Source organism: Tsukamurella soli, assembly GCF_039541155.1.
Classification (GTDB): Bacteria; Actinomycetota; Actinomycetes; order Mycobacteriales; family Mycobacteriaceae; genus Tsukamurella; species Tsukamurella soli.
In genome coordinates this window covers 41,245-64,831 of the sequence record NZ_BAABFR010000010.1, presented here as the reverse complement: position 1 = coordinate 64,831, position 23,587 = coordinate 41,245, and the positions used below count along the sequence as shown (strand labels likewise).

At 69.6% G+C, this 23,587-nt stretch carries 27 protein-coding genes and 1 tRNA gene; 13 read left to right on the top strand and 15 right to left on the bottom strand.

Annotated features, from left to right (window positions below; genetic code table 11):
* Positions 1-3 precede the first annotated feature (3 nt).
* From ABD908_RS05225 to nth, 4 genes are read right to left on the bottom strand one after another with little or no spacing between them, the layout of a single operon-like run.
* The gene (locus ABD908_RS05225) at positions 4-1,200 is read right to left on the bottom strand and encodes a MarP family serine protease (RefSeq protein ID WP_344991874.1); all 1,197 of its coding nucleotides are present in this window, start codon (positions 1,198-1,200) and stop codon (positions 4-6) included.
* Positions 1,197-1,964, bottom strand: a complete 768-nt coding sequence (locus ABD908_RS05220; RefSeq protein ID WP_344991871.1) for an NUDIX hydrolase — start codon at positions 1,962-1,964, stop codon at positions 1,197-1,199. The genes ABD908_RS05225 and ABD908_RS05220 overlap by 4 nt, the downstream gene beginning before the upstream one ends.
* Positions 1,961-2,644 carry a TlpA family protein disulfide reductase gene (locus tag ABD908_RS05215; protein ID WP_344991868.1) on the bottom strand — a complete coding sequence of 228 codons (684 nt, stop codon included), beginning with the start codon at positions 2,642-2,644 and terminating at the stop codon, positions 1,961-1,963. Before ABD908_RS05215 ends, ABD908_RS05220 begins: the two co-directional genes overlap by 4 nt.
* On the bottom strand, positions 2,641-3,384 hold the full coding sequence (nth, locus tag ABD908_RS05210; RefSeq protein ID WP_344991935.1) for an endonuclease III: 744 nt from the start codon (positions 3,382-3,384) through the stop codon (positions 2,641-2,643). The genes ABD908_RS05215 and nth overlap by 4 nt, the downstream gene beginning before the upstream one ends.
* 126 nt (positions 3,385-3,510) lie before the next feature.
* On the opposite strand from nth, the gene ABD908_RS05205 reads away from it, so the two are divergent.
* Both ABD908_RS05205 and ABD908_RS05200 read left to right on the top strand, forming a co-directional pair.
* The gene (locus ABD908_RS05205) at positions 3,511-3,729 is read left to right on the top strand and encodes a hypothetical protein (RefSeq protein ID WP_344991865.1); all 219 of its coding nucleotides are present in this window, start codon (positions 3,511-3,513) and stop codon (positions 3,727-3,729) included.
* A 210-nt stretch (positions 3,730-3,939) separates the two neighbouring features.
* Positions 3,940-4,614, top strand: a complete 675-nt coding sequence (locus ABD908_RS05200) for a Crp/Fnr family transcriptional regulator (RefSeq protein ID WP_344991932.1) — start codon at positions 3,940-3,942, stop codon at positions 4,612-4,614.
* Between the two features lie 74 nt (positions 4,615-4,688).
* On the opposite strand, the gene ABD908_RS05195 is transcribed toward ABD908_RS05200, so the two are convergent.
* The 3 genes from ABD908_RS05195 to sp36 all read right to left on the bottom strand — a co-directional run bounded on the left by ABD908_RS05195 (position 4,689) and on the right by sp36 (position 6,256).
* Positions 4,689-5,543: an MBL fold metallo-hydrolase gene (locus ABD908_RS05195; RefSeq protein WP_344991862.1), complete on the bottom strand. Its 855-nt coding sequence runs from the start codon at positions 5,541-5,543 to the stop codon at positions 4,689-4,691.
* Between the two features lie 69 nt (positions 5,544-5,612).
* On the bottom strand, positions 5,613-6,086 hold the full coding sequence (locus ABD908_RS05190; protein ID WP_344991859.1) for a RidA family protein: 474 nt from the start codon (positions 6,084-6,086) through the stop codon (positions 5,613-5,615).
* Positions 6,083-6,256 carry a Sp36 family protein gene (gene sp36 / locus ABD908_RS05185; protein ID WP_344991856.1) on the bottom strand — a complete coding sequence of 58 codons (174 nt, stop codon included), beginning with the start codon at positions 6,254-6,256 and terminating at the stop codon, positions 6,083-6,085. The genes ABD908_RS05190 and sp36 overlap by 4 nt, the downstream gene beginning before the upstream one ends.
* Positions 6,257-6,334: 78 nt before the next feature.
* On the opposite strand from sp36, the gene bagA reads away from it, so the two are divergent.
* Positions 6,335-7,363 carry an ATPase BagA gene (gene bagA, locus ABD908_RS05180; protein ID WP_385922968.1) on the top strand — a complete coding sequence of 343 codons (1,029 nt, stop codon included), beginning with the start codon at positions 6,335-6,337 and terminating at the stop codon, positions 7,361-7,363.
* The gene (gene bagB / locus ABD908_RS05175) at positions 7,360-8,445 is read left to right on the top strand and encodes an ArsA family ATPase (protein WP_344991852.1); all 1,086 of its coding nucleotides are present in this window, start codon (positions 7,360-7,362) and stop codon (positions 8,443-8,445) included. Before bagA ends, bagB begins: the two co-directional genes overlap by 4 nt.
* 141 nt (positions 8,446-8,586) lie before the next feature.
* On the opposite strand, the gene ABD908_RS05170 is transcribed toward bagB, so the two are convergent.
* Positions 8,587-8,901, bottom strand: coding sequence for a WhiB family transcriptional regulator (locus tag ABD908_RS05170; protein ID WP_344991849.1), 315 nt, complete (start codon positions 8,899-8,901; stop codon positions 8,587-8,589).
* A 265-nt stretch (positions 8,902-9,166) separates the two neighbouring features.
* On the opposite strand from ABD908_RS05170, the gene ABD908_RS05165 reads away from it, so the two are divergent.
* Positions 9,167-11,683 carry a penicillin-binding protein gene (locus tag ABD908_RS05165; RefSeq protein WP_344991846.1) on the top strand — a complete coding sequence of 839 codons (2,517 nt, stop codon included), beginning with the start codon at positions 9,167-9,169 and terminating at the stop codon, positions 11,681-11,683.
* A gap of 89 nt (positions 11,684-11,772) precedes the next feature.
* Entirely contained in the window at positions 11,773-12,543 is a 771-nt protein-coding gene (locus ABD908_RS05160) for a thioesterase family protein (RefSeq protein WP_344991843.1), read from the top strand.
* Here the strand turns inward: ABD908_RS05160 and ABD908_RS05155 are convergent, their stop codons facing one another.
* Complete coding sequence (locus ABD908_RS05155) at positions 12,544-13,320, bottom strand: SDR family NAD(P)-dependent oxidoreductase (protein WP_344991840.1); 777 nt, start codon at positions 13,318-13,320, stop codon at positions 12,544-12,546.
* Between the two features lie 115 nt (positions 13,321-13,435).
* Between ABD908_RS05155 and ABD908_RS05150 the strand changes: the two genes are divergently transcribed.
* Positions 13,436-14,059: a class I SAM-dependent methyltransferase gene (locus tag ABD908_RS05150; RefSeq protein WP_344991837.1), complete on the top strand. Its 624-nt coding sequence runs from the start codon at positions 13,436-13,438 to the stop codon at positions 14,057-14,059.
* The gene (locus ABD908_RS05145) at positions 14,056-14,676 is read left to right on the top strand and encodes a class I SAM-dependent methyltransferase (protein ID WP_344991834.1); all 621 of its coding nucleotides are present in this window, start codon (positions 14,056-14,058) and stop codon (positions 14,674-14,676) included. Before ABD908_RS05150 ends, ABD908_RS05145 begins: the two co-directional genes overlap by 4 nt.
* Before the next feature lie 63 nt (positions 14,677-14,739).
* Here the strand turns inward: ABD908_RS05145 and ABD908_RS05140 are convergent, their stop codons facing one another.
* Entirely contained in the window at positions 14,740-15,654 is a 915-nt protein-coding gene (locus tag ABD908_RS05140) for an NADP-dependent oxidoreductase (RefSeq protein ID WP_344991925.1), read from the bottom strand.
* A gap of 8 nt (positions 15,655-15,662) precedes the next feature.
* Positions 15,663-17,207, bottom strand: coding sequence for an MFS transporter (locus ABD908_RS05135; protein WP_344991832.1), 1,545 nt, complete (start codon positions 17,205-17,207; stop codon positions 15,663-15,665).
* 115 nt (positions 17,208-17,322) lie between these two features.
* On the opposite strand from ABD908_RS05135, the gene ABD908_RS05130 reads away from it, so the two are divergent.
* Positions 17,323-18,045: a TetR/AcrR family transcriptional regulator gene (locus ABD908_RS05130; protein ID WP_344991829.1), complete on the top strand. Its 723-nt coding sequence runs from the start codon at positions 17,323-17,325 to the stop codon at positions 18,043-18,045.
* Positions 18,046-18,119: 74 nt separating this feature from the next.
* Here ABD908_RS05130 and ABD908_RS05125 read toward each other — a convergent pair whose 3' ends face one another.
* Positions 18,120-19,421, bottom strand: a complete 1,302-nt coding sequence (locus ABD908_RS05125; protein WP_344991826.1) for an RNA polymerase sigma factor — start codon at positions 19,419-19,421, stop codon at positions 18,120-18,122.
* A 32-nt stretch (positions 19,422-19,453) separates the two neighbouring features.
* On the bottom strand, positions 19,454-19,801 hold the full coding sequence (locus tag ABD908_RS05120) for a YciI family protein (protein WP_344991823.1): 348 nt from the start codon (positions 19,799-19,801) through the stop codon (positions 19,454-19,456).
* Between the two features lie 371 nt (positions 19,802-20,172).
* Here ABD908_RS05120 and ABD908_RS05115 point away from each other — a divergent pair, with 371 nt between their 5' ends.
* Positions 20,173-20,709: a Fic/DOC family N-terminal domain-containing protein gene (locus tag ABD908_RS05115; RefSeq protein ID WP_344991819.1), complete on the top strand. Its 537-nt coding sequence runs from the start codon at positions 20,173-20,175 to the stop codon at positions 20,707-20,709.
* Positions 20,700-21,236 carry a Fic family protein gene (locus ABD908_RS05110; protein ID WP_344991816.1) on the top strand — a complete coding sequence of 179 codons (537 nt, stop codon included), beginning with the start codon at positions 20,700-20,702 and terminating at the stop codon, positions 21,234-21,236. Before ABD908_RS05115 ends, ABD908_RS05110 begins: the two co-directional genes overlap by 10 nt.
* Before the next feature lie 164 nt (positions 21,237-21,400).
* On the opposite strand, the gene ABD908_RS05105 is transcribed toward ABD908_RS05110, so the two are convergent.
* Together ABD908_RS05105 and ABD908_RS05100 are read right to left on the bottom strand one after the other, a co-directional pair.
* A tRNA-Pro gene (locus ABD908_RS05105) sits at positions 21,401-21,474 on the bottom strand.
* A gap of 81 nt (positions 21,475-21,555) precedes the next feature.
* A complete protein-coding gene (locus ABD908_RS05100) occupies positions 21,556-22,539 on the bottom strand; it encodes a metallophosphoesterase (RefSeq protein WP_344991813.1) in 984 nt (327 codons plus the stop codon).
* A gap of 65 nt (positions 22,540-22,604) precedes the next feature.
* Here ABD908_RS05100 and ABD908_RS05095 point away from each other — a divergent pair, with 65 nt between their 5' ends.
* Complete coding sequence (locus ABD908_RS05095) at positions 22,605-23,069, top strand: GatB/YqeY domain-containing protein (protein ID WP_344991810.1); 465 nt, start codon at positions 22,605-22,607, stop codon at positions 23,067-23,069.
* Positions 23,070-23,072: 3 nt separating this feature from the next.
* Positions 23,073-23,570: a hypothetical protein gene (locus ABD908_RS05090; protein WP_344991807.1), complete on the top strand. Its 498-nt coding sequence runs from the start codon at positions 23,073-23,075 to the stop codon at positions 23,568-23,570.
* Positions 23,571-23,587: the final 17 nt, after the last annotated feature.

The following is a 23,587-nucleotide window of genomic DNA, read 5'->3' as shown; positions in this document are numbered from 1 at the left end:
GCCTCAGCCCTCGATGACGCAGCCCTGCGTCGACACGCGCGCGCTCAGCGTGGGCGCGACGGTGATCGCGGCGTCGACCTGCTTGGCGGTGAGCGCGAAGCCGGTATCGGTGTCGTCGACCGCCACACCGAACACCACGCCGATCACCTCACCGTCGGCGTTGAACAGCGGCCCGCCCGAGTTGCCCGGCCGCACGGTCCCGCGGATCGTGTACACCTCACGCCGGACCTCGCCGACCCGGTAGATGTTGGCACCGTCGAGCACCTGCCGTGACCGGATGCGCGCCGACGACAGGGTGAGCGGCCCACCGCCCGGATAGCCGAGCGCGAACACCGGGTCACCGGACGCGGCGACCGAACTCGCGATGGGCAGGACCGGCTCGTCGAGGCCCGGAACATCGAGGACTGCGAGGTCGGTCTGCGGGTCGAACAGCACGGTGCGGGCGGCGAGCCTCCCGGCCGTGGTGGTCACCTGCACCGCCGTCGTCCCGGCCACGACGTGCGCATTGGTCAGGACCCGGTCGGGTGCGACGACGAAGCCGCTGCCCTCGAGCGCCCGCTGACACCGGGGGGCCTGCCCGTCGATCCGCACCACCGAGGAGACGACGTGAGCGACCGCGGGATCGCTGAACGACATGACCGGCGGCGGGTCGACGTCGACGATCGGGGTCCGACCGAACGGTCCGAGCACGTCCGGCAGCCCGGACGTGTCGACGACCCGGGCGAACTTCTGCGGCAGGTCCTTGACGAACTGCGGTGCCAGACGGTCGACCTCGCCGAGCACGGTGGAACCGCGGACCGCCTTGGACAGCCCCGGTGCGGACGCCGTTGTCAGTGGGATCGCCAGCAGCCATGCCGCGAGCAGCAGCGCGACGCCCTGTACCACGGCGCCGATCAGGCTGTCGATGCGGCGGATGACCCGGTTGCGCAGGGAACTGCGCGCGGCCCGGCCGAGGACCATCCCGGACACCTCACCGATGATGACCAGGCCGGCGAGCAGCGCGATCCCGGCCAGCAGGCGGGTGCGCGAGCCCGAGATATCGGCGATCACGTGCGGTGCGAGCAGCACTCCGGCCGCCGCACCGAGCACGACGCCGACGAACGCGAGCGTTGACGCGACCGCACCCTGCCGGTAGCCGGAGACCGCCGCGACCAGCACCAGGGCGAGGACGATGACGTCGACCCACGCCGACCCGCTCATCCGCCGGGCCGATCAGCGGTGGCGGCACCTGCGTCCGCCCATGCGGCAGCCCGGCGCGCGGCGGCGTGCAGTTCGTCGTTCAGGCTCCGGACGTCGCGGGTGTCCCAGGGGATCTCCCATCCGGCGGCGGTGATCAACGCGTTGAGCAGCCCCCCGGTGAAACCCCAGACCAGCATCGGGCCCGCCGCGAACGCGGGCCCGGAGTAACCGGCCTTTCGCACCATGAACCGGTTTGCGGGGTCGACCAACTCGCGCAGGGGCACGCGCCGGACCAGCGCCGTCTCGCCCGGGTCGACCACGCCGACCGGGCTGGGCCGGGTCGTCGTCGCGAGTACGGGCGTCACGACGAACGACGAGACGGGCACGTCGAGCGGGTCGAGCGTCGCCAGCACCTGCACCGTGTCGGGCGCGAGCCCCGTCTCCTCCCACGCCTCCCGCAGGGCGACGGCCACATCGTCCGCGTCACCGTCGTCGCGCTTGCCGCCAGGGAACGCCACCTGGCCCGAGTGCTGACGCAGGGCGGTCGCGCGCTGTGTCAGCAGGACGGTCGCGTCCGCGGGCGGCGTCGAGGGACCCGACACGCCGGCCTCCGAGCCCTCGAACAGCATGAGGACCGAAGCGAGCCGCGGACGGCGGACGGTGAGCGCGGCGGCCACGGCGCCGCCGCGATGGCGCATATGCGCGGGCACCTCGGGCAGCGCGCCGAGCAGCTGGCGCATCCAGACCGGCGCCGAATCGACGGATACACGCACGTCGGGGCTCACAGATCCACCCCCAGCTCGGCGCGGACCACACCCACGATGTCGTCGACGGAGGTGAACGGGCGGGCCTGCACCCCTGCCACACTGCCATCTGCGCGCACCAGGACGGTGGTCGGATACACGCGCGGCGCGCCGGCGGCGGTTCCGACGCGGCCAGTCGGGTCCTCGACGGTGGGCAGGTGCACGCCCAGCCCGGTGAGCAGGTCCAGAGCGGCGCTCTCGTTCGGGTCGGCGTGCACGGTGAGAACGGTCACGCGGCCGGCTGCCCGTTTCGCGAAGCCGGCGAGAGCCGGCAGCTCCACGCGGCAGGGCCCGCACCAGTACGCCCAGATGTTGACCAGCGCGGGCCGTCCCGCCAGCGCCCGGCCGACGTCCACCGGGCGACCGTCCGACAGACACGTGAGGGTGAGACCGGCGAGCGGCCCCATCGCCGCCGGTTCATCGGAGTCCGCGCCGACGGTGCCGGTGCCGTCGGGCGTGCACGGCTGCAGACGCGCGCGGCTGCGGGCGGCCGCGAGCTCGCCCGGGGCCGAGGCCACCGTCCCCGTCGGGGCCGACGGTGCCTGATCCGCCCCGCCCGGATGTTGCGGGCGGATGGCGACGACCAGCGCGACGAGGACGACCGCGCACACGATCACCCACTTCGCCGACGCGCTGAGCCGCACCGGCCGCGGTCGCGTCACGTCCGCTCCTCGCGGACGCCGACCCCGCGGGCCCCCCGTCGGCGCGCCGGGCGCGGGATCTCGGTCGCCAGCTCGAGCAGGTGCTCCCGTTCGGGTCCCTTGACCAACGGTGCGGCGAGCGCGGGATCGATCGGACCGTCGACTCCGTAGGAGGGGCAGTCGGCGGCGAGCACGCAGACGCCGCACGCCGGCTTCCGGGCGTGGCACACGCGCCGGCCGTGGAAGATCACCCGGTGCGACAGGTCCGTCCACTCGCGTCTCTCGATGAGCTCACCCACGGCGCGCTCGACCTTCACCGGGTCCGTCTCCGCTGTCCAGCCCCACCGCCGTACCAGCCGCCCGAAGTGGGTGTCGACGGTGATACCGGGGATCCCGAATGCGTTACCGAGAACCACGTTGGCGGTCTTCCGGCCGAATCCGGGCAGCGTGATCAGGTCCTCGAGGCGGTTCGGGACCTCACCGTCGAACCGCTCGACCAGCGCCTGGCCGAGACCGATGATCGAGTTCGCCTTGTTGCGGTAGAAGCCGGTGGGCCGGATCAGCTCCTCGAGTTCCATCCGGTCGGCGCCCGCGTAGTCGGCAGCGCTGCGATACCGCCCGAACACCGCCGGTGTGACTTGATTCACCCGCACGTCGGTGCACTGCGCAGACAGGATCGTCGCCACCGACAGTTCGAGCGGATCACGGAAGTCGAGTTCGCAGTACACATGCGGAAATGCGGCGGTCAGCGTCCGATTCATGCGCCGGGCGCGCCGCACCAATCCGAGGCGGGTCTCCTGCTCGCGGGGCACGGTAGACCATATTAACGACGCAGCCGTGCGCAGTTCGTTGCCGATCCGAGACCTTGGCTGTGTTTACTTACCCGGGTGCAAGGACTCATAGGGCTGCTCTTCCCGGTGCTGCTGATGTTGTTCGCGCTCGCCATGGAGAAGGTCGAGGCGCGGGTGACGCGTCCGCGGCGCGCGACGCTGGACGTTGTCGAGTACGACCGCCCCGACGCGGAGACCCTCGCAACCATCGGCCTGCCAGCCGCCGTGGACCTCCACGAACTGGATCACGCCCCCGGCGAGGCGCAGGCGAGCTGACCGTCGGGCGGCGGCCCCGACAGGGCCGGACAGCCGAACCACCGGCGGGGTGGACGGCGGATCGTGGCTGTGTGCAGGTAGCTTTGTCTCAGCTGCGTGTGGAATGCACCACTCGGAACTGCGAAGCACCGTAAACTCACAGCGCCGCGTGCATCAGCAGCGTCACACACATGGTCGTCACGTACATAGATGAGGAACGAGGTAACCCCCGTGGACGAGGTCCTGGCGCGGGCCGGCATATTCCAGGGTGTCGAGCCCGCCGCGGTCGAGGCACTCATGAAGGACCTGCACCCGGTCGACTACCCCCGCGGGCACGTGATCTTCAATGAGGGTGAGCCGGGCGATCGCCTGTACATCATCCTGTCGGGCAAGGTGAAGCTCGGCCGCCGGTCGCCGGACGGCCGCGAGAACCTGCTGTCGGTGATGGGCCCGTCGGACATGTTCGGCGAGATGTCGATCTTCGACCCGGGCCCCCGCACATCCAGCGCGACCACGATCACCGAGGTACGCGCGATGACGATGGATCGCGAGGCGCTTCGGGCGTGGATCCGCGACCGCCCCGAGATCGCGGAGCAGTTGCTGCGCGTGCTCGCGCGCCGCCTGCGCCGCACCAACAACAACCTCGCCGACCTCATCTTCACCGACGTGCCGGGCCGCGTCGCAAAGCAGCTGCTGCAGCTCGCGCAGCGGTTCGGCACGCACGAGAACGGCGCCCTGCGGGTCACGCACGACCTCACACAGGAGGAGATCGCCCAGCTGGTCGGGGCGTCTCGCGAGACCGTGAACAAGGCGCTCGCCGACTTCGCGCATCGCGGCTGGCTGCGCCTCGAGGGCAAGTCGGTCGTGATCACCGACTCCGAGCGGCTGGCCCGCCGGGCCCGCTGACCCCGGACGCAGCGAAGGCCGCCCCCGCCCGTCGGGAGGCGGCCTTCGCCGTTCGGCTGCCGGCTGCGGCCCCGTCAGCCCTCGAGCGGCGCCCCGCCGGCCTCGGCGACCAGGTAGTCCAGCTGCGCACGCACCGACTGCCGGGCGGCCGGCCACACCTTCTTGTCGACGTCGCGGTACACGTGCCGCACCACCTTCATCGGCTTGGCCTCCGCTGCCGTGACGCCCATGTCGTCCAGCGCCCGGCGGACCTGATCGAGCCGATCCGCGCGGTGCGCGACGTAGCCGGCGACGATCGGCGCCGCGTCGGGATGGTCGGGGCCGTGCCCGGGCAGCAGGGACCGCCCGGCGGCGTGCCGGCCGAGCAGGTCGAGGGAGCCCAGATAGTCGGCCAGGCCACCGTCCTTGGGGTCCAGCACGGTGGTGCCGCGGCCGAGCAGCGTGTCGCCCGAGATCAGCGCGCCGGGCTCGGACGGTGCATCGGCCACGTCGACCAGGAAGGAGAGGGAGTCGGCCGTGTGCCCCGGCGTGTGCAGCACAGTCAGGTCCAACCCCGCGACAGAGATCACGTCACCCGCGGCCAGCGGGGTGGCCGTGTTGATGCAGTATTCGGGTAGATACGCACGAATAGGACTGCGCGTCAACGACTCCCACCGCTTGAGCCCGCCGGTGTGATCCTTGTGCCGGTGCGTCACCAAGGTCAGCGCCACGATTCCCGCGGCCTCGGCCACGCGCCGCAGGTGCTTCTTGTCGTCGGGCCCCGGATCCACGACCACGGACTCCGCACGCCCGGGTGCGCGCAGGACCCAGGTGTTGGTCCCCTCGAGCGTCATCACGCTCGGGTTGTCGCACAACAGCACCGACGCGTACGACGTCACCGGGCGCAGCCGGCGCGGCGCGGGATGCTGGAGAGGTGCTTGCTCGCCCATGCGTAGAGCGTACGACCGGGTACGCACGCCGGCACCCGCGCGGGTGGGCGAGACCCGCGCGGGCAGCGGCTATCCGACCTGGACCGTGAGTTCGACCTCGACGGGCGCCCCGAGCGGGAGTTCGGCGACACCCACAGCGGAGCGGACATGCCGACCGGCGTCGCCGAAGATCTCACCGAGCAGCAGCGATGCACCGTTGAGCACCGCCGCCTGGTTGGAGAAGCCCGGAGCCGAGGCGACGAAGCCGGTCACCTTGACGATGCGGATCACGGTATCGATCCCGACCAGCGCGTGCACCGCCGCGAGCGCGTTCAGCGCGCACTGACGAGCCGCGGCGACGGCGTCGTCGAGGTGGACGAGGCCCTCCGCGTTCTCGGCGACCTTGCCCCGTGCGACCAGCTCACCCGCAGCGATCGGCAACTGCCCCGAGGTGTAGACGAGGTCGCCTACCTGCGTGGCCGGGACGTACGCGGCGAGCGGCGGCACCAGGTCCGGCAGTGCGATGCCCAGCTCGGCGAGCCTCGCCGACCAGCGCCCGCTCACGCGCCGGGGCCTGTTGGCCGCTTGAGGTAGGCGACGTGCTGCTCGCCGGTCGGCCCGGGAAGGACGGTGACGAGTTCCCAGCCGTCGGCACCCCAGCCGTCCAGGATCTGCTTGGTCGCGTGGGTGAGTAGTGGGATGGTCGCGTACTCCCAGGTGGTCTTATCGGTCATCGACGTCCCTTCTTCGCGTGGTACATGCGTTCACCCTATCGACGCAGTCGCCGGCAGGCGCCCCTATATGCTGCGCCTGTGGTGTCAAGCGAAGGGGCGGATCCCGGGGCCGGTGGTCGGTGGACCGCTGAGCTGCAGCAGGCGCGCCTGCATTTCGTGTCCGGCAAGGGCGGAACCGGGAAATCGACGGTGGCCGCTGCGCTCGCGCTGGCGATCGCGTCGTCCGGGAAGAAGGTGCTACTCGTCGAGGTGGAGGGACGCGCGGGGATCGCACCGAGCTTCGAGGTGCCCGACCTCCCGACGACCGAGCAGAAGATCGCCACCGCCGCGTCGGGCGGCGTCGTGTTCGCGCTGTCGATGGACGTGGAGGCCACTTTCCTCGACTATCTCAAGACCAACTACGGCATGGGGATGGCGGCCCGCGCGCTGCGGCGGATCGGCGCGATCGAATTCGCGACCACACTCGCGCCCGGCCTCAAGGACATCCTGATCACCGGCAAGCTCATGGAGTGCACGCAGCGGCGCGAGGGCGATCGGTACGTCTACGACGCCGTCGTGGTGGACGCTCCGCCCACGGGCCGGATCGGCAAGTTCCTCGATGTGACGCGGGCGATGCGGGACATCGCCAAGGCCGGACCGATCTCCGGGCAGGCCGAACGCGTGGTCGACCTGCTGCACTCACCCGACACCGTCGTCCACCTCGTGACGCTGCTCGAGTCGCTGCCCGTGCAGGAGTCGGCCGAGGCCGCAGCGGAGCTGCGCGAGCTGGACCTGCGCCTGGGCGCAGTCGTGGTGAACCGCGCGCTGCCCCGGTTCCTGCCCGATGACCTGGTGCCCGCGTTCGCGGACGCCCGGGTGGACGGACCCGCGGTGCGCACGGAGCTCGCCGCCGCGGGCCTGACGGTGACCGACGACGCGTTCGCCGGGCTGCTCGCCGAGACGATCGACTACGCGCGGACGCTGCGCGGGCAGGAGGAGGCGCGCCGCGACCTGGACCGCATCGCCGCCGGCGGTCCCGTGCTCGAGCTGCCGCTGCTTCCCGACGGCGTCGACCTGGGCGGCATCTACGAGCTGGCGGATCGTCTGACCAAGGCGGGAGCACGATGAGGCAGCTGGCGCTCGGCTCCGAACTGACCGACCCGGGCACGCGGGTGCTCGTGTGCTGCGGCGCGGGCGGCGTGGGCAAGACGACGACCGCGGCTGCGATGGCGCTGTGGGCCGCGGAACAGGGGCGCCATGTGGTGGTGCTCACGATCGATCCCGCGCGGCGCCTGGCGCAGGCGCTGGGCATCGCGGACCTGACCAACGAGCCGCAGCGGGTCGAGGTCGCGGGCGCCGGGACGCTCGACGCGATGATGCTCGACATGAAGCGGACCTTCGACGAGATGGTCACTGAACATGCGGATCCCGCACGCGCACAAGAGATCCTGGCCAACCCCTTCTACCAGACCATCGCCTCGTCGTTCTCCGGCACGCAGGAGTACATGGCCATGGAGAAGCTCGGCCAGCTGGTGGCGGACGACCACTGGGACCTGGTGGTGGTCGACACGCCGCCGTCCCGCAACGCGCTCGACTTCCTGGACGCACCCAAGCGCTTCGGGTCGATCCTCGACTCGCGGCTCATGCGCCTGATCGCGGCACCGACGCGCGGGGTGGGCCGTGTGCTGTCCGGCGGCATGGGCATCGCACTGAAGGTGGTCTCCACCATCATTGGAAGCCAGATGCTTTCGGACGCTTCGGTTTTCGTGGGTCAGATGGACAACCTCCTGGGCGGCTTCCAGGAGCGCGCCGACCGTACCTACGCCTTGTTGGCGCAACCGAGCAGTCGGTTCGTGGTCATCGCGTCGCCCGAGCACGACACGCTGCGCGAGGCGCACTACTTCATCGAGCGGCTCCGCGCCGAGGAGATGCCGCTCACGGGACTGATCGTCAACCGGACCCACCCGAGCCTCGCCGACATCGCCCCCGAGGCGGCGGAGGCCGCAGCGGCGGCCACCGTGGATCCTGCCGCGGCCGCGGTGGGTCGAGTGCACGCGTGGCGGGCCGCCACTGCGGCGCGGGAGATAGAGCTGCTTCGCGAGTTCGTGCAGCAGAGCCCCGACGTATCCGTCGTCGGGGTGCCGTCACTGCCCTTCGAGGTGTCCAGCCTGGAGGGACTGCAGGCGGTCGCCGAGCAGGTGGTCGGTTAGCGACCCGACCGTGCGGCCGACGGTGGGACCGCGGCGACAGTGGTGTCGGTACCGACGGCACGGGCGTCGGCGCCGATACCCCGTCCGACGCCGACGGCCCCACCTCCGGTTATCCGGATGCGGGGCCGTGTCGATCGCGTGTCAGCCGGCGACGCGCTTGCGGGTGCGCTGGGCCTCGAAGAACGAACGCCAACTGGTGACTTCGGGATGCTGACGCAGGAGTGCGCGGCGCTGACGCTCGGTCATGCCACCCCAGACGCCGAATTCCACACGGCTGTCGAGGGCGTCTGCGCCGCACTCGAGCTGCACCGGGCAGTGTCGGCAGATGGTCGCCACCTTGCGCTGGGCGGCGCCTCGGACGAACAGCTCATCAGGGTCGACCTCGCGGCATTTCGCCTGGGAGACCCAGGCCAGGCGGTCCTCGTCCTCCGTGAGTGCGCGTCCAAGGTTAGTCATGGTCGGTCCCCTCTCCCGAGTGCATCGTGCGTGGTTCCTGCACTGCGACCCGCGCCCCTTCGTAGGGGCTCTCCGGCCGCGCACCACACCGTCTGCAATAGTGTTACCTGAATCACAGAACAACATCAAGTTCGCGGGCGAGGTAATTCGACACAGTGGTACAAGAAATCCGGTACGCCCGTCCGGTTACCGGCCGCAGTTGCGACGTGCCCACGCGCCCCTACACAGCGGCTACCGCACCCAGTCCAGGTCGGCACGTATCCTGATGGGCGTGTCGAAACAGAAGACGATCGCCTGGCTCATCGGGTGCTGCCTGTTGGCGGGCCTCCTGGTGGCCGGAGTCCTCTTCCCATTCATCGGTGGGGCGGGCCTGGTATCCAACCGCGCTGCGGACACCGTCGACAACATCTCGTCCGAGTTGCTCCAGGGCCAGGTGCCCGAGGTGACGACGGTGACCGACAGCACCGGTGCACCGATCGCGTACCTCTACGACCAGCGGCGCGTGCAGGTTCCGTTCGATCAGATCTCGCCCAACATGGTGCGCTCGATCATCTCGATCGAGGACAAGCGGTTCATGGACCACGACGGTGTCGACTGGCAGGGCACCGTCCGCGCGTTCCTGAAGAACTCGTCGGCGGGCGAGGTACAGCAGGGCGCGTCGACGCTCGACCAGCAGTACATCAAGAACTACCAGCTGTTGGTGCTGGCGCGGTCGGATGCCGACCGGCGCGCGGCGACCGAGACGACGCCCGCACGCAAACTGCGCGAGGTGCGCATGGCGCTCACGCTCGAGCGGACACTCGAGGAGCAGGCCAAGCAGGAGAAGCACGTCGACGACGCGCAGGCCAAGGTGATCGCCAAGGAACAGATCCTGGCCCGCTACCTGAACCTGGTGCCGTTCGGCAACGGCGCCTACGGCGTCGAGGTCGCAGCGCAGACCTACTTCGGCAAGCACGCGTCGCAGCTGACCATCCCCGAGGCGGCGATGCTCGCCGGCATGGTGCAGTCGAGCTCCGCGCTCGACCCGTACACGAATCCGCAGGGCGTGATGACACGCCGCAACACGGTGCTCGACACGCTGATCCAGAACTTCCCCGACAAGGCCGCCGAGTACGAGCAGGCCAAGTCGACCCCGCTCGGCGTGCTGCCCCATCCGAACACGCTGCCCAACGGCTGCATCTCGGCGTCCGGCAACCGGGGCTACTTCTGCGACTACGTGCTCCAGTACCTGGCCCAGGCCGGGCTGTCGCAGGACCAGGTCATGCGCGGCGGGTACACCATCCGCACGACGTTGGATCCTCGGGTCCAGAACTCCGTCCAGGCCAGCGTGGTGGACGCAGCGAGCCCCACCCTGCCGAACGTCGCCGAAGTGCTGAACATCATCAAGCCCGGCTCGAAGTCCCACGACGTGCTCGCCATGGTCTCCAGTCGCACCTACGGTCTGGACGCCGACAAGTACCAGACAGTCCAACCCGAGCCGTTCTCCCAGGTCGGTGACGGCGCGGGATCGACCTTCAAGATCTTCACCGTGGCGGCGGCATTGGAGAAGGGCATGGCCGCCGACACGACGCTGGACGTCCCCTCGTACTTCTCGGTCAAGGGGTTCGGAAACGGTGGCGCCGAGGGCTGCCCTGCCGACTACTACTGCGTGCACAACGCCGGCAACTACGCGTCGTCGATGTCCCTGACGCAGGCACTGGCGACGTCGCCCAACACGGCCTTCGTCAAGCTGATCACGCAGGTCGGTGTCACCCCCGCCGTCGACATGGCCGTGCGGTTGGGACTCCGGTCCTACACCGAGCCGGGTAGCTCCGGCTACGGCTCCACGAGCCTCGCCGACATGTTCAAGAAGCAGAACCTCGCGTCGTTCACGCTGGGCCCGACCGCCGTGAACGACCTCGAGCTGTCGAACGTGGCGGCCACCCTCGCATCGCACGGGGTCTGGTGCCCCGCCAACCCGATCCAGTCGATCACGCAGGTCAAGCGCAACGGTGACGGCTCGCCGGTCCTGGACAAGAACGGCGTGCCGGACACGACACCGGTACCGTTCCAGTCGCAGCCGTGTGAGCAGGTGATACCCAGGGGCCTCGCCGACACGCTGGCGAACATCTTGAGCCAGGACCACCTGGGCGGCGGCACGTCGGCCGGCTCCGCGAGCCGGGCCGGATGGACGCTCCCGGTCTCGAGCAAGACCGGCACCACGGAGACCTACCGCTCCGCCACCTTCCTCGGCTTCACCAACACCATGGCCGGCGCGAGCTACGTGTACAACGACGGCAACTCCCCCGGCCCGGTCTGCACGTCGCCGCTCCGTTCCTGCGCAGACGGCAACGTCTACGGCGGCAACGAGCCGGCGCTCGCATGGTACGAGGGGATCAAGCCGATCGCGACGATCTTCGGCCCCGTGGCCCTGCCGCCCGCCGATCCGCGCTACATGAACGGCTTCGGGCCCGGCAAGATCCCCAACGTCGTCGGCCTCGATGTCGCTAGCGCCACACGGACGCTGGCCGCCGCCGGTTTCAAAACCACCACGAACTACACCGACAGTTCGTCGGCCGCCGATACCGTCGTCTCCACGACCCCGTCGGGCTTCACAGTCCCGGGCGCGACGGTGACGTTGACGCTGTCGAACGGGATCGCGCCGTACACGCCGCCGCCGTCGCCGCCGGTCGTGTCGGCACCGTCGGGCCCCGCTATCCACACCAACCCGCGGGGCGGCACCACGTTCACGATCCCCGGGATCGGGCAGTTCACGGTGCCCGGGCGGCCGCAGCACCGCTGACGGTAGCGTGTCTCGGGACGAGCGCCCGTCGCCTGGTTGAGCGCGATCGGTAAGGCGCGCAACGCAGGTCCGGAGGGAGCAGACAAGACATGCAGGCCTACTTCGTACGCACCGGCCGCGACACGTTCCGCGCCACCGAGCACGTGGGCGGAGCCTGGAACACCGATGAGCAGCACATCGCTCCGGCGCTCGGCCTGCTGGCACACGCGGTCGAGACCGATCGGGACGCGCGGCGCGACGACGGCCTGGTGCTCGCCCGGCTCTCCTACGACATACTCGGCACGCTCCCCGTCGACGAGGTGGCCACGACGGTGACGGTGCTCCGCCCGGGCCGGACGATCGAGCTGGTGGAGGCGACGCTGGCACACGGGGGCCGCGACACGGTGCGGTTGCGTGCGTGGCTGATGCAGCCCCGCGACACCGCCGCCGTGGCGGGCACCGCGCTCGCCCCGATCCCCGGGCCGGCCGGCGTGCCCGAGTGGGACGGATCGACTCTCTGGCCCGGTGGCTTCATCGCGTCTGCGCACATCCGGCGACAGCAGGACGAGCCGGGTCGCGCCGTCTTCTGGGTCCGCACCGACCTACCGTTGATCGCAGACGAGGCGGTGAGCGGAACCGCCACCGCCGCAGGGCTGTTCGACATCGCGAATGGGATGACGGTGCGCGCCGACCCACGCGCCGTCGCCTTCCCGAACGTCGATCTGACAGCGCATCTGTTCACGCCACCGCGCGCCGGATGGTTGGGCTTCGACACGCGCGTCTCGTTCGGCCCCGACGGCCTGGGGTTGACGCAGTCGGTCCTGCACGACGAGGCCGGGCCGATCGGGTCGCTCGCGCAGACCCTGACGGTCCGTCCGTGACTACTTGGGCGGCATCCTGATTCCGCCGTCGACGCGCACGACCTCGGCATTCATGTACGAGTTGAGCAGCAGCTCGAGCACCATCGAGGCCAATTCCTCGGGCTGCCCGAGGCGGTGCGGATACAGGACGCTCTGGCCGAGCTTGGCCTTGAACGCCTCAGCCACGTCACCCTGGCCGTAGATCGGGGTGTCGATCAGGCCGGGTGCCACGGTATTGACGCGGATGCCCGCGGCGGCGAGGTCCCGAGCCACCGGCAGCGTCATCCCGACGATGCCACCCTTCGAGGCCGAGTACGCCGCCTGCCCGATCTGACCGTCGAAGGCTGCGACGCTCGCCATCGACACGATCGCACCCTTCTCGCCCGTGCTGGTGGGCTCTCCGCGCGACATCGCAGTGGCGGCGATTCGGATCGCGTCGAAGGTGCCGATCAGGTTGATGGCGATCACTTTCGAGAACGCGGCCAGGTCGTGCGCCGACGAGTATCGGCCGCCGCGGCCGATGGTCCGTTGGGCCGAGCCGATGCCGGCCGAGTTGACCAGCACGCGCAACGGGCCGAGCTCGAGGGCACGCTCGACCGCGTCCTCGATCTGCTCGGTCTTGGTCACGTCGACGGTGGCGAATACGCCGCCGATCTCCTCGGCGAGCGCCTGGCCCTTGTCCTCCTGCAGGTCCGCGATCACCACGTGGGCACCCTTCGCGGCCAGCCCGCGAGCCACCGCAGCCCCGATGCCCGATGCCCCACCCGTGACCACGGCGCTGCCGCCAGCAATATCCATGCGGCGGATGTTACTCGACGTTCTCTTACTGACAACAGGATCGAGGCGATCCGTGGCGGTGTCGGGAGGAGCCGCGCACCTGGCCCACGCCGCCGAGGGGGCCTAGGCTCGTCACATGACCGGTCTTGCGAACCCGTTCTTCTCCTGGGTGTGGCCGAAGCTCGTGCGGCACGAGCCGGATTCGCTCGTAGCGCTGCGGGTGCGCAACCTGGCCGGGCTCTCCGGGCGGGTACTGGAGGTCGGCGCGGGGACGGGGTCGAACTTCCCGCACTACCCACCGGAGGTCGCCGAGGTCGTCGCACTCGAACCCGAGGCGGCGTTGCACGAGCTCGCGGCCGCGGCCGCCGCTGCGGACTCGCGGATCGCGGTGCGGCACGAGACGCTCGCGGAGTTCCAACCCGAGACCCCGTTCGACGCGGTGGTCTTCTCCCTGGTCCTATGCTCGCTTCCCGACCCCGCCGAGGCTCTCGGACAGGTGCGACGGTGCCTCAGCCCCGACGGTGAGCTGCGCTTCCTCGAGCACGTCGCCGCGCCGGGGCCGATGGGGGCGGCCCAGCGGGTCGCGGACGCCACGCTGTGGCCGCGGGTGTTCGGCAACTGCCACACCCACCGCGACGCGGCCGCCCTGGTGAGCAGCGCCGGGTTCGAGGTGCGCACGCGCACGGAATCGTGGCTGTATCCGCAGTGGGTGCCGATCCCGACATCGTTCGTGGTGCTCGGGCGCGCCGGCGCCGCGTGACCCGACCGGGGTACGACGTCCTCGCCGATCGGTACGCGGAAACCTTCCCCGACGCGTACTCGACGACGCTGGAGCGCCATGCGGTGTATGCGTTCGTCGACACGATCCGCGCGTCCGGCCGGACCGGCCCCGTGGTCGACGTCGGGTGCGGGCTCGGACATGTGGCTGCCGACCTGGCCGAGCACGGTATCGATGTCGTGGGTGTAGAGCCCAGCGCAGGCATGCTCGAGCTGGCGAAATCCGCGCATCCCGACCTGCGCCTGATCCGCGGCGATGCATTGCTCGACGGTGTCGATCTGGGTGCCGCATCGGGAATCCTGGCCCGGTACAGCCTGATCCACCTCCCGCCCGATGAGGTGTCGACGGTGCTGCACGACTGGAGCACGCGCCTTCGGCCGGGTACACCGGTGCTGCTGGCCGGGCAGGCACGGGACGCGCCCGGCGTTCAGGAGTTCGACCACGCCGTCACACGCGCGTGGCGCTGGCACCCGTCGACTCTGGCCGAGGCCATGCGCGACGCCGGCCTGACGGAGCTGTGGCGCACCGTTTCCCGTCCCGACGAGACCCACCGCTTCCCGGACTACCACCTACTCGCCGTCGCATCCGGTTCCGGGTAGCGCCGCCGGACCGCACCGGTGTCGGCCGGCCCGTCGATGCGTCGCTCAGTCGTCGCGGCGGCGTCACTCGCCGACTACCAGCACCAACCTACCTCGCACGTGGCCGCCCTCGCTGACGCGATGTGCGTCTGCGATCTCGGCGAGCGGGAAGACCCTGTCGACCGGAAGCCAGAACCTCCCCGCCTCGATCAGGTCGCCCACCTCTGCGAGAGCGTGGAAGCCGTGACCATCGGTGAATCCGTTGCTGAACCGCACACCGTGCTCATGAGAGCCCTCGAAGTCAGCGAGCGTCACCACATTCGCGGAGTCCCCGGAGAGTTCGATCAGCTGGGGCAGGACGCCGCTACCCGCGACATCGAGCGCTACATCGACACCGTCGGGGGCGAGCGCGCGCACCTGCTCGACCATGCCTGGACCGTAGGTCACGGGCTCCGCGCCCAACGAGCCGAGGTAGGTCTGGTTGGCGGCACTGGCGACGCCGATCACGCGCGCACCGCGCGCGACCGCGAGTTGGACTGCCGTACTGCCGATCCCGCCGGTGGCGCCGTTGACCAGCAACGTGCTTCCGCCCGCGACCCCGAGCTGGTCGAGCGCACGGGTTGCGGTTTCGAGGGCGACTGGCAGTGCCGCGGCATCCACGAACCCCAGCGACGGGGGGATGTGCGCGCGGTGGGTCAGCAGGGCCAGCTCGGCTGCTCCCGCGCCGTCGTCGGAGACCCCGAACACTCGATCGCCGACGGCTGCGTCTGTCACGCCCTCGCCCACCTCGTCGACCACACCTGCGACATCGCGACCCGTCGTCTGCGGGAGCCCTGCACCGAATTTCAGTGCGCCCGAGCGGATCTTGGGATCCGTTGCACTGATCCCGACCGCGCGCACGGTGATCCGCACCTGACCGGGACCCGGGTGGGGGTCGGGAAGATCCACGATCCCCAGGACCTCGGGACCACCGAACCGGCTGAACTGTACTGCTTTCATCATGATCCTCACTTCACGACGCGGGCGTCTGCCCGTCGACTCGAATCTGGGGCGACCGCCAACGGGCCGCTGCGGAACAGGAGGCCGGTCAGCACGGCGCCCCCGAGGAAGAGCGCTGCGGCGACCCAGAAGACCAAGTGGTAGCTGACGAGGGTCGCGTCGACGATCGTGGCCGGGTCTGGGCGAGCCGGCGTCGCGGCGTGCGTGTCGACGTAGTCCGCGATCGTCGTCACGCTCAGGGAGCTGAACACGGCCAGTCCGATCGAACCACCGATCTGTTGGGCGATGTTCACCATCGCCGAGGCGACGCCCGCCTCGTGGGACCAGACCCCGCTGGTCGCCGCGTTCTGTCCCGGGCCGAAGATCGATCCCAGCCCGAGACCGATCATGAGGAGCGCAGGCAGTACGCCTCCCGAATAGCTGGATGCTGCTCCGATACCGGTGAGCATCGCCATCCCGATCGCCGCGAAGAGACATCCTGCGGGCACCAGCGGACGCGGTCCGACGCGTGGCAGAAGCACCGTTCCGGAGACCACCGCACCGACCATCACCAGGCCGACCATGGGAAGGAATGCCACGCCGGTCTGCAGCGGCGAGAACCGCAACGTCTCCTCGAGGTAGTAGGTCAGGAACAGGAACACCGCGAAGCCGCCGATTCCCGAGATGCCGATCGCCAGATATGCCGCGCCTCGGTCACGGTCGAGGATCACCGGGAGCGGGAGCAGCGGATTCCCCACGCGCCGCTCGATCAGCACGAAGACGATCACGAGCGCGACTCCGGCGATCACCGGCCCCAGCGTCCAGAGGTCGTTCCAGCCCTTCGACGCGGCGTTGCCGAGTCCGTATGCGATGCCGACCAGGCCGAGGACCGCCGTGACCGTCCCCGTGATGTCGAGTCGCGTGTGCTCCCGACGACCATCGTCGGAGAGGAAGGTCAGTGCTCCGATGAACGCCACTACGGCGATGATCAGGTTCACGTAGAGACACCACCGCCACGACAGATCCTGGGTGAGGACTCCGCCGAGCAACAGCCCCAACGCACCACCGGCGCCTGAGACCGCGCCGAAGACTCCGAAGGCACGACCGCGCTCGTCGGCGTCGTCGGCGAAGGTCACCGAGACCATCGACAGCGCCGCCGGTGCGAGGATCGCGGCGAACGCCCCCTGGGCGACACGCGCGATCAGCAGCATCTCGAACCCGCTTGCGGCCCCGCCGGCCGCCGAGGCGGCCGCGAACCCGGCGAGCCCGATGATGAACAGCCGCTTCCGTCCGAAGAGGTCCGCGAGCCGTCCGCCGAGCAGAAGCAGGCTGCCGAACGCCAGCGCGTACCCGGTCACCACCCACTGCCTGTCGTCGGTTGAGAACCCCAGTTCGCGTTGGGCGGTCGGCAGCGCGATGTTCACGATCGTCGAATCCAGGATGACCATCAGCTGCGCGAGACTCAGAACGACGAGGGCGATCCATCGGTTCGCGACACGAGGCCCACCGCCTCCTGCGCCGGCGTCCAGTGCGCCGAGGGCGAGTCGCCGATCGGCTGCTTCCGATGAGGCCACCGTCCCCACCTCCTCACCATCGATACATTTATTGACTGCTGACACATTGACTTATCGTCGGTAAGTTACCGTACCACTGATATGTACGAACGTCACGCGGGTAAGCTCTACTTTCATGACCACCGGACGACCCCACACGGGCGGAACCCGACCACCGTCGGCCGACGCGGGCGCCGACGACGTCCTGTGGCTTCGCAGTGGGGCGGAGCGGTCGCCGCGTCGCGTCGCGCCACTCACCCTCGAGCGGATCGTCACCGCGGCGGTCGCCGAGCTCGATGCGCACGGCGCGGAACGGTTGACGATGCGTCGGCTCGCCCAGCGTCTGGGCGTGACCTCGACGGCGCTCTACTGGCACGTCGCGACCAAGGAGGACCTGCTGGACCTCGCGGTCGACAACATCGTCGGCGAGGTATCGATCCCCCAGCCCGGCCCCGATCCGCGCTCTGCGGTTCGTTCGTTGCTGGTCGGATGGCGCGCTGCGATGCTCGCGCACCCGTGGTCGCCCAACCTGCTCGGTCGTCCCCTTCTCGGTCCGAACGTCTTGGCACGGACCGAATTCCTCCAGGCGACGCTGACCCGCACAGGTCTGTCCGGTGCCGACCTGGCGGCCACCTCGCGGCTGCTGTCCAACTTCGTCATCGGAGCCGCGATGACCGATGCCACCTGGCGCCGACTGGACGATCCCACCATCGCCGAGAAGGCGCAGGCACACATCGTCGGCCTACGGGACGTCTACCCCACGCTCAGCACGTCGGGCTTCGCCGAGGGGACCTGGTCCGACGACGACCTCTTCGGTCTCGGCCTCGAGCGAATTCTCAGCACGCTGCCCCGGCCCTGATCAGCTGCTGCGCTGACCGGGTGCCCGGCGCGGCGTCGAGCGCTATCCCTCCCCCCGGACTGTGCCCGTCACCGCTACGTAGCGGGTCCCTGATTCGACTCGTGAACCAGCCTGTCTTCCGCGAGGCTCTCGCGCGCCCGGCGCATCAGAACGCTCCGCTCAGCCGCATTGCGGGTGCGACTCGCCGCCTCGGTGAAGGCCTCGCCGGCCTCGGCGTACCGTCCGGCCCGGAAGAGGAGATCTCCGCGCACGCTCGGGATCAGCGGGGAATCGCCGAGCGCTGCGGGCTCGAGTTCCGCCAGTACCTGCAGGCCGGCGTCGGGGCCGAAGGCCCGCCCGTGCGCGACCGCACGGTTCACGTCGACCACCGGTCCCGGAGCGGCATCGGCCAGGATATCGTACAGAGCCGCGATCCGAGGCCAGTCGGTGTCCGCGGCGGTGGTGGCACGGACGTGCTGAGCCGCGATCGCCGCTTGCAGGTAGTACCGCCCGACCGGTTTGCCGCGGGCGGCGAGTTCCTCTGCGCTGCGCAGCGCTCCGAGGCCCCGACGGATGAGCAGTTGATCCCACCGGCCTCGGTCCTGGTCCGCCAGCAGGATCGGTCGGCCCTCGGCATCGGCGCGCGCGTCCATCCGCGATCCCTGGATCTCCAACAGCGCCTGCAGGCCGTGGATCTCGGGCTCGTCGGGGGCGAGGAGGGCAAGCATACGAGCCAACCGCATGGCCTCGTGAGCGAGCTCGGGTCGCATCCAGTCGTCGCCCGCGGTCGCGGAGTAGCCCTCGTTGAAGATCAGGTAGATCACAGCCATCACGTCGTCGAGGCGACGCTCCCGGTCCTCGCCGCTCGGCAGCTCGAACTCGGCGCGGGAGGTGGTGAGGGTCTTCTTGGCGCGGGAGATCCGCTGGCCCATGGCTTTTTCGGTGACCAGGAAGCCGCGAGCGATCTCGCCGGTGCTGAGTCCGCCGACTACCCGGAGCGTGAGTGCGGCGCGGGACTCCGGGGTCAGCGACGGATGGCAGGACAGGAAGATCAGACGAAGGGCGTCGTCCTCGATGTAGTCCACCTGCTCATCGAGGTCCGGCATAGCGTCCTCCTCCCGCAGGGTGTGCCCGATCTCCGCGGTCTTGCGGCGGAGCGTCTCGGCGCGACGGATCTGGTCGATACCGCGGCGCTGGGCAGTGGTCATCAGCCAGGCCGCGGGATTGTCCGGCACCCCCGAGGCAGGCCACTGCTCGAGAGCGGCGACCAGGGCGTCTTGAGCCAGATCCTCGGCGAGTTGGACGCTGCGGGTCATGCGAGTGAGAGCGCCCACGAGGCGGGCCGATTCGGCCCGCCACGCGGCGGTGATCGCGTCGGCGGCGGTCTGCGCTGGCACCAGGCCAGCGTAGGACCACCGCGCGAGCACCGTCAGGGTGCGGGCTGCTCGGGCCCGTCGGAGATCTGCCGCAGAGTCGCGACCATCGTGACCTCTGGCCAGTACTTCGCGTGCAGGTCGGCGAACTCCTGCTGCTCGGCGACGGCCTGCTCGACGGTGTCGTACTGGAGGATCGCCCACCCGCCGACGATCTCCTTCGCCTCGGCGTACGGACCGTCGACCCGGGTGATCTCGCCCTTACGGACCACGAAGTTCACCGCGTCCTCGGTGCCGTACAGGCCGCCGCCGTCGAGGAACACGCCCTTCGCGGCCTGCTGCCCGATGTAGGTGTCCATCGCGTCGAACAGCGCCTGCGGCGGCGTGCCGACGTTCTCTTCCATCCGTACGAAACCCATGAAACGCGGCATGTCGATCAGTCCTCCTGTAGGTGTGGATCCTCTGCTTGCACGTACGTCGATCGGGCGGCACTCATTTCGACACGCCCCCAGAATCTTTTTCTGTCACCTGGACCTTGCGGAGTGACGCGAATCGAGGCCGGGCAGGTCAGGCCGTCCGTCGTTCGGACCGCGTGGCCGTGCAGGCCGGCATCCCGTTGGGACGGCGAGTCGCATGCCCCGGGAGGCACGTACTCGGAGCGGGGCCACGTGTCGAGAAATCTGACACGTTCTGAAAACGTGTTAGGTTTTCCGATCAATCTTAACGCGTTGTCCGGATGGGTTGAAGGAGCTGACACGTGTCCTGGAATCCGGAAGTGTCCTTCAACGACTTGCCGCCGCTCCCGCCAACCGGACTCGATCTCGAGCCCAAGCCCGTGCTCAAGGCCACCGTCGAGGCCCGGACCGCGCTGGCCACACTTGCTCAGGCCGGCCAACTGCTACCGAATCCCAACATCCTCATCCACGCTGTCCCGCTGCTCGAGGCGCAGGCGAGCTCGGAGATCGAGAACATTGTGACCACGGCTGACGAGCTGTTCAAGCACGCCGAGTCGGGTGGAGGGGACCACGCCACCAAGGAGGCGCTTCGTTACCGGAGCGCGCTGTTGGTCGGCGTTGATTCGATCAGAAGCCGGCCGCTTACAGCCACCACTGCGGCTCGGATCTGCACGGCACTGCAGGGGCGTGAGATGGACGTTCGTGCGGTGCCCGGCACCCGGATCGCCAACCCGACGACCAGGGATATCGTCTACTCGCCGCCGGAAGGGGCCGACCTCATCCGTGAGAAGCTCTCGGCGTGGGAGCGATTCGTCCATGCCGAAGATGACTCGATCCGCTGGTGCGGATGGCTGTGAGCCACTATCAGTTCGAGGCGATCCACCCATTCCACGATGGCAACGGGCGCGCCGGCCGTGTGATCAACATCCTGATGCTGATCGAGGCCGGCCTGCTGCGCGACCCGATCCTGTACCTCTCACGCGCCATCATTGCTCATAAGAACGACTACTACCGACTGTTGCGAGCGGTGACGGCCGAAGACGCTTGGGTCGAGTGGATCCTGTACATCCTGGAGGTTGTCCGCGAGTCGGCCACGTCCACGACGAGGAAGATCAGCTCCATTCGGACGTGTCAGAACGACATCGCCGACCGAGCTCGCGACGCGACAGCGGGGGGTCGCGACGCCCGATTCCTAGCGGTGCTCTTCGAGCAGCCCTACTGCCGCATCAGCACGGTCGTCGAGCGCTGTGAGGTGTCGCGCCAAACTGCGTCGGGCTGGCTGCACTCGCTGGTCTCGGCCGGCCTGCTCCGTGACGTCAAAGTCGGCAGAGAGATTCTCTTCGTCAACCACGAGTTCCTGCACGTCCTGACACGGTCCGAGTGATCGGCTCGCGCGATCTAGGCGTAGAGGCCTGACGCGAGACTGAATCTACTGCGGACCAGCTGCGGACTGGCTCCTCCGGAGCAGCCGCCGGCCCCGGGCACGAGTAAGGCCCCTGACCAGCATCTCTGCTGACCAGGGGCCCTGCCGTCGTCTCGACCAACGAGTCGGGGTGGCGGGATTCGAACCCACGACCTCTTCGTCCCGAACGAAGCGCGCTACCAAGCTGCGCCACACCCCGTTTTGCAACCTGGATGAGCTTACTACAGCGCTCGCATCGACCTGAAATCGCCAGGTCAGGACACCAGGTCGGAACACGGGGTCAGGACAGCGAGGCCGGCGCGGCGAGCTCGGGGCCGACCTCCGCTGCGACGTCCTTGACGGGCGCGCCGATCAGCGTCAACAGGGATGCCTCGGGCCGGCAGAAGGTGCGGAACGGCGCCCACGGGCTGGTGCCCAGACCGGCGCTCACATGCAATCGCATGTGCGAGCCCCAGGCCGACGCGCCCTTGACCCGCGAGCGGTCGAGCCCGCAGTTCGTCACCAACGCGCCGTACACCGGGAGACACAGCTGCCCGCCGTGCGTATGCCCGGCGAGCACGAGGTCGTAACCGTCCTCGGCGAACCGGTCGAGGACCCGCGGCTCGGGCGAATGCGTCAGTCCCAGGCGCAGGTCGACGCTGGCGTCGGCCCGGCCGGCGACGGTGTCGTATCGGTCACGCTCGATGTGCGGGTCGTCGACCCCGGCGACGGCGATCGTGACCCCGCCCACCGTCAGCCTGCGTCGCGCATGGGTGGCGTCCAACCAGCCCCGCTCTGCGAACGCCGCGCGCAGGTCCTGCCAGGGCAGCGGCTCGCCGTGTACCCGCTCGTGGTTCTTGTCGAAGTACTTCGCCGGGTTCTTGGGGGTGGGCCCGAAGTAGTCGTTGGAGCCGAACACGAACAATCCGGGCACGCTCAGCAGCCCATCGAGCGCCTGCACGACCGACGGCACCGCGCGCGGGTGCGAGAGGTTGTCGCCGGTGTCGACCACCAGGTCGGGCTCGAGCTTCGCGAGTTCCTGGACCCAGGCCTGCTTGAGGCGCTGCCCGGGCGTCATGTGCAGGTCCGAGATGTGCAGGATCCGCAGAGTGGGCGAGCCGGGCGGCAGGATCGGCATCGTCTGTTCCCGCAGGGTGAACGCGTTGCGCTCGAATACCGTCGCATAGGCGACGGCGCCCAGACCGGCACCGACGAGACCCGCGCCCGCCCGGGCCACGCCGGCCGGGAGTCCAGGAAGCGGGAGACTGCGCACAGAAACTGCCATTGCCCCAGGATACGCAGCCGGGCGCCACGCCACACCTGCTGCAGCGCCCGCGTACGGTTGAACCCATGTCTGAAGTGAAGACCGCGATCCGTGCCGACCTCAAAGAGGCCATGAAGGCCAAGGACACGCTGGTCACCGGCACGCTCCGGATGCTGCTGTCCGCGATCCAGACCGAGGAGACCTCGGGTACGGCCCACGCGCTCACCGACGACGAGTTCCTCAAGGTGGTGGCCCGGGAGGTCAAGAAGCGCGGCGAGGCGGCCGAGCTGTTCGAGACGAACGGTCGTCCGGAGCTGGCTCATCAGGAGCGCGCCGAGGCCGACGTGATGTCCCGCTACCTACCCACGCAGCTGGGTGACGACGAGGTGGCCGCCTTGGCCGACGAGGCCGTCGCGCAGGTGCGCGCGGAGCTCGGCGCCGAGCCGACGGTGCGCAACATGGGCCAGGTCATGAAGGTCGCGACGGCGAAGGCCGCTGGCGCCGCCGACGGCAAGCGGCTGTCTGCGGCTGTCAAGGCACGGCTGGGCTGATCCGTGGCCCGGACCCGACGGGGACCCGCCGTCCTGCTCTGGGTGCTCGTGTCGCTGGCATGCGGCGCAGGCTCGGCCGCGCTGGCCGTCGCCGGGATCGTGCAGACGTCGGCGCTGCTGGCGGCCGGCGGGCCCGACGGTGCCGCCGGGCTCGTCTCGTCGCCGCTGGGGGTGCGGACGGCCGCGGTGCTCGCGGTATGCATCGCGTCGCTCGTCGTATGTGCGGCGCTCGCCGTGCTGGGGCTACCCGGCCTGTTCGGCGTCCGCTGGGCGGCGGCACTGTTCTGGGCTGCGGCATTCGTGGAGTTCGCGCTGTCGGCCGGCCTGGTACTGCTGGGGTTGCGCCGCAGCTACACGGACGCGACGAGTGTGTACGCGATCGACCACAACGGCCAGCCGATGGCCGGGCTGCTCGCGGTGGCGGCGGCCGCGCTGATGGTGGGCTACGTGCTGGTGCTGGCGCTGACGCGGCGCCTGTACGCGTGGACCCTGACCCGCTGACACCGTACGACACACAG